Source organism: Paenibacillus sinensis (assembly GCF_019904155.1).
Lineage (GTDB): Bacteria > Bacillota > Bacilli > Paenibacillales > Paenibacillaceae > Paenibacillus_AQ > Paenibacillus_AQ sinensis.
The window spans coordinates 1-7,443 of record NZ_JAHCMB010000087.1 but is presented as its reverse complement, the minus strand read 5'-3'; the positions used below and the strand labels follow the sequence as shown (position 1 = coordinate 7,443).

Here is a 7,443-nt window from a genome sequence, read left to right as displayed (position 1 = left end):
ACTCGGGGGTCCAGACGAGCAGTACCACGCTTGCCAGCAACAGCTGGACCGTAGGTACCGCCCTTCCGGCAGGACAAAAACTGCAGGTACGGGTCAAAGTAACGGATGGAGCGCTCTGGTCGGAATGGTCGAGTGCCCAATGGATGCTGGTAAATATGGTTCAAACGAAGAACCCGCTGGCAGGCGGCTGGGGAACAAGTGTGATGGTGGGCAGCGACGGACAAGTACAGGCCTGGGGAAGCAACAGCACCGGTCAGCTTGGAGACGGAAGTTCGACCTCCGTGATCCGGACCACCAGAGCGGCGGTGCCGGGCTTAAGCGGAATAGTATCGGTGAGCGGCAGCAACCAGCATACGCTGGCATTGAAGAATGACGGCAGCGTGTGGGCCTGGGGAGCTAATGCGAACGGACAACTCGGAGATAACAGCACCACACAGCGGAGTACGCCGGTAGCGGTGAGTGGTCTGACCAGCGGCGTAATAGCGGTCGCGGCAGGGACAAGCCACAGCTTGGCACTGAAAGGCGACGGGAGCGTATGGGTCTGGGGCTCAGGCTATGGGAATGTGCCGGTAACGGTCAGCGGTCTGAGCGGTATCGTGGCGATCGCGGCAGGGTCGGGGCAGAATCTGGCGCTGAAGAGTGACGGCACGGTATGGGCATGGAGCAACGGTGTAACATCAACTCAGGTATCGGGATTGAGCAGTATCACTTCGATCGCAATGGGCAGCGGGCATAATCTGGCGCTGAAGAGCGACGGCACGGTCTGGTCGTGGGGAACGAACAGCAGCGGTCAACTGGGGAATGGTACTACGACAAACACAACGGTACCGGCGGCTATTTCGACCTTAAGCGGGGTCACTGCGATCGCAGCGGGCAGCAGCCACAGCCTGGCGCTGAAGAGTGACGGCAGTGTATGGGCGTGGGGGTATGGCGGCAGCGGTCAGTTGGGTGATAACAGTGCCACCTCGCGGAGTGTGCCAGTACAGGTGACTGGACTGACAGAAGTCACTGCAATCGCCGGAGGCAACAGCCATAGCCTGGCGCTGAAGAGTGACGGCAGTGTATGGGCATGGGGTTACAACGGCGGCGGTCAGTTGGGAGACGGAACGACTGTGCAGCGAAACATCCCGGTAGCCGTGAAGGCAAACACAGCGCCGCAAGTCACGGTGACGGCACCGGCGGGAACACAGGCAAGCCCGGCGGCGGTGAACATTACGAAGCCGACCATTAGCTGGAGCCAGGTGGACGCGGAAGCGACAACCTTTACCGGGTACCAGGTGCAAGTGCTGGATGAGTCGGGCGGCGTGGTGCTGGACTCGGGGGTCCAGACGAGCAGTACCACGCTTGCCAGCAGCAGTTGGACCGTAGGTACCGCCCTTCCGGCAGGACAAAAGCTGCAGGTGCGGGCCAAAGTAACGGATGGAGCGCTCTGGTCGGAATGGTCGAGTGCCCAATGGATGCTGGTAAATGTGGTTCAAACGAAGAACCCGCTGGCAGGCGGCTGGGGAACAAGCGTGATGGTGGGCAGCGACGGACAAGTACAGGCCTGGGGAAGCAACAGCACCGGTCAGCTTGGAGACGGAAGCTCGACCTCCGTGATCCGGACCACCAGAGCGGCGGTGCCGGGCCTAAGCGGAATAGTATCGGTGAGCGGCAGCAACCAGCATACGCTGGCATTGAAGAATGACGGCAGCGTGTGGGCCTGGGGAGCTAATATGTATGGACAACTCGGAGATAACAGCACCACACAGCGGAGTATGCCAATAGCGGTGAGTGGTCTGACGAGCGGCGTGATAGCGGTCGCGGCAGGGACAAGCCACAGCTTGGCACTGAAAGGCGACGGCAGTGTATGGGTCTGGGGCTCAGGCTATGGGAATGTGCCGGTAACGGTCAGCGGTCTGAGCGGTATCGTGGCGATCGCGGCAGGGTCGGGGCAGAATCTGGCGCTGAAGAGCGACGGCACGGTATGGGCATGGAGCAACGGTGTAACATCAGCTCAGGTATCGGGATTGAGCGGTATCACTTCGATCGCAATGGGCAGCGGGCATAATCTGGCGCTGAAGAGCGACGGCACGGTCTGGTCGTGGGGAACGAACAGCAGCGGTCAACTGGGGAATGGTACTACGACAAACACAACGGTACCGGCGGCTATTTCGACCTTAAGCGGGGTCACTGCGATCGCAGCGGGCAGCAGCCACAGCCTGGCGCTGAAGAGTGACGGCAGCGTATGGGCGTGGGGGTATGGCGGCAGCGGTCAACTGGGAGATGGTAGCCTCACTGTCCGGACTACGCCGGTGGCAGTCAGTGGGCTGACGAGCGAAGTGACGGCAATCGCCGGGGGCAACAGCCACAGTCTGGCGCTGAAGAGTGACGGCAGTGTATGGGCATGGGGTTACAACGGCAGCGGTCAGTTGGGAGACGGAACAACTGTGCAGCGAAACATCCCGGTAGCCGTGAAGGCAAACACAGCACCGCAAGTTACGGTGACGGCACCGGCGGGAACACAGGGAAGCCCGGCGGCGGTGAACATTACGAAGCCGACCATTAGCTGGAGCCAGGTGGACGCGGAAGCGACAACCTTTACCGGGTATCAGGTGCAAGTGCTGGATGAGTCGGGCGGCGTGGTGCTGGACTCGGGAGTACAGACGAGCAGTACAACGCTTGCCAGCAGCAGTTGGACCGTAGGCACCGCCCTTCCAACATTTAAAAAACTGCAGGTACGGGTCAAGGTAACGGATGGAGCGCTCTGGTCGGAATGGTCAGAAGTTAAGTGGATGATTATTCAGTGATTGACTAAGAAAAAAAATAAGCTATAATACACGTTCTCTGGCTGTCGAGTAAGACTCGACAGCTTTTTTATGGTCATTTTACGATGGGGGTAGCCGTGAGAACGTGGTGGTCTTAGGAGCAAGGACCCCGTCAAAAAAATAGTTCTCCCACGACCTCCAAAAAACCATGTTTGAGCTGGTAGGGACGGTAGACCTTGTATTACTAGCGAAGCTATGGATTTGGAACCATCGTGGAAAGGCCGGTGGAAGCTAAGATGAGGAGTGAGGGAATGGCACTTGTTGTTGGAGTGAATATCGCTAAAGGTTTGAATGTGGCACAGGCGTTTCGGAAACGAAACGAGTCGAGTCGTATGCCAAATCTGTAGACATTGTGCATGAAACGAGCGGATTCAAACAATTTGCAGACATGTTAGACGCGCTTCAAACCGAAACAGGCCTTGCACCAGTGGTGGTACTGGAAGCGACGGGGCATTACCAACGCGCATTGGTTTCCTATTTGGATCGAAGTGGCTAAACCTATTATATAGTGAATCCATTGCAATCCAAACGAGCCAAACGAGCCAGAGGAGCGCAATTACGCAAAGTCATAACGGATGCCTTGGATGACTGGCATCTAGCTGAGATGTACTACCGTGGCGACATGAAGCCGCACCGAATTTGGGATGAGACATTTACGGAACTGCAGCATTTGACCCGGCAACATGCGTTCGTCACGGGAGTCTTTGTGCAGGCGAAGCTGAACAGCAGAGCCTTACTTGAACAAGTGTTGCCGGCGTATGAGAAGGTATTCTACAATGTGTTTTCGGCAACGTCATTAACGGTATTGGCTCGTTGTTTAGAGGGAGATGCAGAAGATTGGAGCGAAGTTATTCAGGGGAGTACAGAACGATCCCATTCCAAACGCTGGGCGAATGAGAGAGTCAGTAAACTAGAGGAAGTGCTAAGGCACTGGAGAGAGGCTCGTCGTATTTCGTCTCAAAGCCAGGCGCTATTCAGGATGGTCACTTTAATGCTGTCGATGATCCGTAAGCTGGACGAGCTAGAAAAGCAAATGGAGGAAATAGCGGCAAGCTTGCCTGAAGTCGAACTCGTAAAAAGCATCCCGGGAATTAAAACGAAACTGGCGGCGACCATTGAAGCTGAAATGGGTGATGTCAGGCAGTTTAGCGATGCGAAGCAACTCGTGGCGTTGGCAGACCTTGATCCTGACACGAATAAAGAAACGAGGTTCTAAGAGGCTCAGACGTTCTCTTGGCTGTGCAATACGGGATGAGGAAAAGCGCAAATGCAAGAATCCGTTCGTACTACGAGAAAAAAAGAAAAGAGGGCAAGCCCTATAAGGTGGTCGTGATCGCTTGCGTAAACAAGCTGTTGCATCACATTTTCGTCCAACCTGAAATGCTTTACAAACATTAGCTGGTTTTTGTGTTTTAACAATTTGACTTGGAGAAAAACTATGTCTACCCAATAAACGACTGAAGCGTTGTTAAACTGAGCTAAATATTACTGAAACTCTCTTCGAACTAATTAGCCCAGAGGAGTGTTTGAAATTAATGTACTTTCGCAATTCATTTTTCTACGAGAAATGGATCTTAAGGTAGATAAGAGCAGTTTTTTCGAATGCTTGACATTTTAGTTGAGGTAAAAATGAAGTGTTATTGGCAGTTTTAGTGTGGGTACGGAAGAGGGGCAAAAACAGAGAGAGAACGTAAAGGCTTTACATCTCGCACAGATACGTATCCGGAAGATCGAGAAGAGAACACTCTTTGAGTTAAAACTTGAGCTTAAATAACCGCAAATAATTGTGAGTCGCGAGGAAAACTGCAGGGCTCAAGTCTCTTGAATTGGTCAAGGTCTGTAAATTAGTTTGTGTAAACTCCTAAACCTAGTAAAATGGGAATCATAGAAAGGTTAGGAGAATACATGGGACTTATCACTCTAATATGACGGGCATTTAAGACCAGATCATCGCCCTGTACGCCAAAGGGGTCAGTACCCGTGACATCCAGATTCACTTGCAAAATCTGTAAGGCATAGAGGTCTCGCCAACGCTCATTTCCAATGTCACCAACAAGATTGTCCCACTGATCAAGGAGTGACAAAATCGGCCGCTGCAGGGCGTGAATGCCCTCGTTTACATGGACGCTATCCATTTCAAAGTAAACAGGATGGAGCCATTGTCAATAAGGCAGCGTACATGATCATTGGCATTGATCTGGACGGCAACAGGGACGTACTCGGCATGTGGATCGGGGAGAATGAGACGAGCAAGTTTTGGCTCACCGTGCTGAATGACCCGCGAAACCGCGGCGGACAGGACATTCTCATCATCTGCGTGGATTATCTGAATGGTTTTTCAGAGGCGATTGCCGCGAGTTATCCCAAAACCGAAATTCAGTAGTGTATCATTCACCAAATTCGTAATTCCACCCGTTATGTATCGTACAAGGATCTCAAGAAAGTGACTGCCGACCTCAAGCCCATTTACAAAGCGGCCACGGAGGAAGCAGCTCTGCTGGAACTGGACCGCTTTGATGAAGTCTGGTGCGCCTAGTATCCGCCCATTGTCCGCTCTTGGCGTAATAACTGGGAAGAGCTCTCGACTTTTTTCAAATACTCTCCGGAGATCCGCAAACTCATTTATACCACCAATATGATTGAGAGTTACCATCGGCAACTTCGGAAAGTGACCAAAGGGAAAAGCATCTTTCCGACTGATGAAGCGCTGCTTAAGATGTTCCCTACAGATCCACAAAAGTAAACTCTAATGGATTTCTGTCAACTAATCTGGAATACGTAAATTTAGGATAACCCACCATAACCGCACCCGTGATTTTCTTGTTGGCAGGGATATTAAATAATTGAAGTAACGGGGAATTTATTCTCATCGCAATTCTTTCGAACAGTCCCGCCCAGCAGCTGCCTAATCCGAGTGTTGGTGCAAATAATTCCAGATAAGCTAATGAAATAATCGAATTTTCTCTTCCTCGCGGAAAGTTTAAATCGGCAGTTGCCAGGATCAGGCTGGGTGCTCCCCGCAAAATGGTATCCAGTCCTTCTTCACGATAGGGCTTAGTAAAGTTACTTGATATTTGCTCCTGTTCAAATTCATCAATGACAAGGGAAACCGCTTGATCAAGCAGTTGGCGATCATCGATAATGACATACGAAATATTCTGCAAATTATGTCCGCTGGGAGCAAAATGCGCAATACGGACAAGTTCTGTTAATTTTTCTCTTGGGACAGGCGTTTTTTTATAGGAGCGAATGGAGCGTCTTGAACGAATAAAGTTTTCCGCCTCCTCGGGATTTAGTTTTGGAAATGCTTTTGAGCTGATTTGATCGGATAAGGGGGTTCTCGTATTATCAATGGCTTCCCTTGGACATATCGCTACACAATGGCCGCAGGCAATACAGTCTTCAGCAGAAACTTCTTCAGGGCCATTTTCTTTAAGTTCTAATACATAAACAGGGCACTCCTTTACGCATAAGCCGCATTTCAGACATTTCTCTTGATCTACCGTTATTAAACTCATTTGGATCTTCTCCTTTACTTGATCAATTGGGGCTTCCGGCTGACATGATGGTTAGTAAGAAAATAATAAACATACGCCAATAAAAGGACAATACAACTTGCAATTGCAATTCCGGTAACATGATAGGAATGATAGACATAGGTGCTGATCCAGGAACCAAGAGACCCGCCCAGGAAATAGCCAACCATGTACAGGGAATTTAATCTGCTGTGATTCTGGAGATCAAGCTTATTAATCCGTCCCTGATTCAGGGACATATTCATTCTTGAACCCACATCCAGAGTAAAGGTTATGAAAATGATAATGATGAGATTTGACCAGCCTATGCCTAAGATCATAAAAGAGAGAAGCATGATAGCCAGAGCAAGCAGATTCCATAAGCTCACCTTGCTGCTGTCAGCAAGTTTCCCTGCAAATCCGGCTGCGATTGCACCTGCTATACCTAAGAAACCAAAGATTCCAGCTACGGCACTGCCATAATGATAGGGACTGCTTGCTAAAATAAAGGACAATGAAACCCAAAAAATATTGAATGCACAAAATGCGGCGGCACCAAAAACGATAGTTTCTCTTAGTACTTTCTCTTTTTTCAATAAAGGTGGCAAGGACAGCAGAATATTCTTGTATGAATTTTCCTTTGATATTTGATCCTGCGGAAGCGAATAAAATAAGTAAACAGCCAGGGCTAACACAACGACTGCCGCCAATTCATGGACTGCTCTCCATCCCAGTAACTGGCCGACAACTCCTCCTAATACCCGGCCTAATAATACGCCAAGAAATACTCCGGTTAATAAGTGACTGACGATGCTCCCTCGCTTGTCTGACGAAATATTTGACGAAACAAACGGGATGATCAGCTGTGCCGTAACACTGGAAAGGCCCATGAAGAATCCTGCAATTACCATTAAATTGAATGTAGAGACCAAAGTCATGAGAAATAATAATAGAGATGAACAAATCATACTTAAAATAATTAACGGTTTTCTGCTAAATCGATCTCCTAATGGAACAATAAACAGCAACCCCAATGTATAGCCGATCTGTATAGAGGTTGCGAGCTTGCCGGATGATGAAGCAGCTATGGAGAAATAATTGGAGATATCAGTCAATAAAAC

At 50.2% G+C, this 7,443-nt stretch carries 3 protein-coding genes and 2 pseudogenes; 3 read left to right on the top strand and 2 right to left on the bottom strand.

Going from position 1 to position 7,443, the window contains the following annotated elements; translation table 11 throughout:
* The 3 genes and pseudogenes from KIH86_RS29515 to KIH86_RS10550 form a co-directional block, all read left to right on the top strand.
* A partial coding sequence (locus KIH86_RS29515; protein WP_407672262.1) for an RCC1 domain-containing protein occupies positions 1–2,789 on the top strand: 2,789 nt, incomplete at its 5' end.
* 269 nt (positions 2,790–3,058) lie between these two features.
* A pseudogene (locus tag KIH86_RS30265) lies at positions 3,059–4,205 on the top strand (IS110 family transposase).
* 542 nt (positions 4,206–4,747) lie between these two features.
* A pseudogene (locus KIH86_RS10550) lies at positions 4,748–5,526 on the top strand (IS256 family transposase); the annotation flags it as partial.
* A 4-nt stretch (positions 5,527–5,530) separates the two neighbouring features.
* Here KIH86_RS10550 and KIH86_RS10545 read toward each other — a convergent pair.
* Together KIH86_RS10545 and KIH86_RS10540 are read right to left on the bottom strand one after the other, a co-directional pair.
* A complete protein-coding gene (locus tag KIH86_RS10545; protein WP_223081986.1) occupies positions 5,531–6,325 on the bottom strand; it encodes a nitroreductase family protein in 795 nt (264 codons plus the stop codon).
* Between the two features lie 14 nt (positions 6,326–6,339).
* The coding region (locus KIH86_RS10540; RefSeq protein WP_223110444.1) for an MFS transporter at positions 6,340–7,443 on the bottom strand (1,104 nt) is incomplete at its 5' end.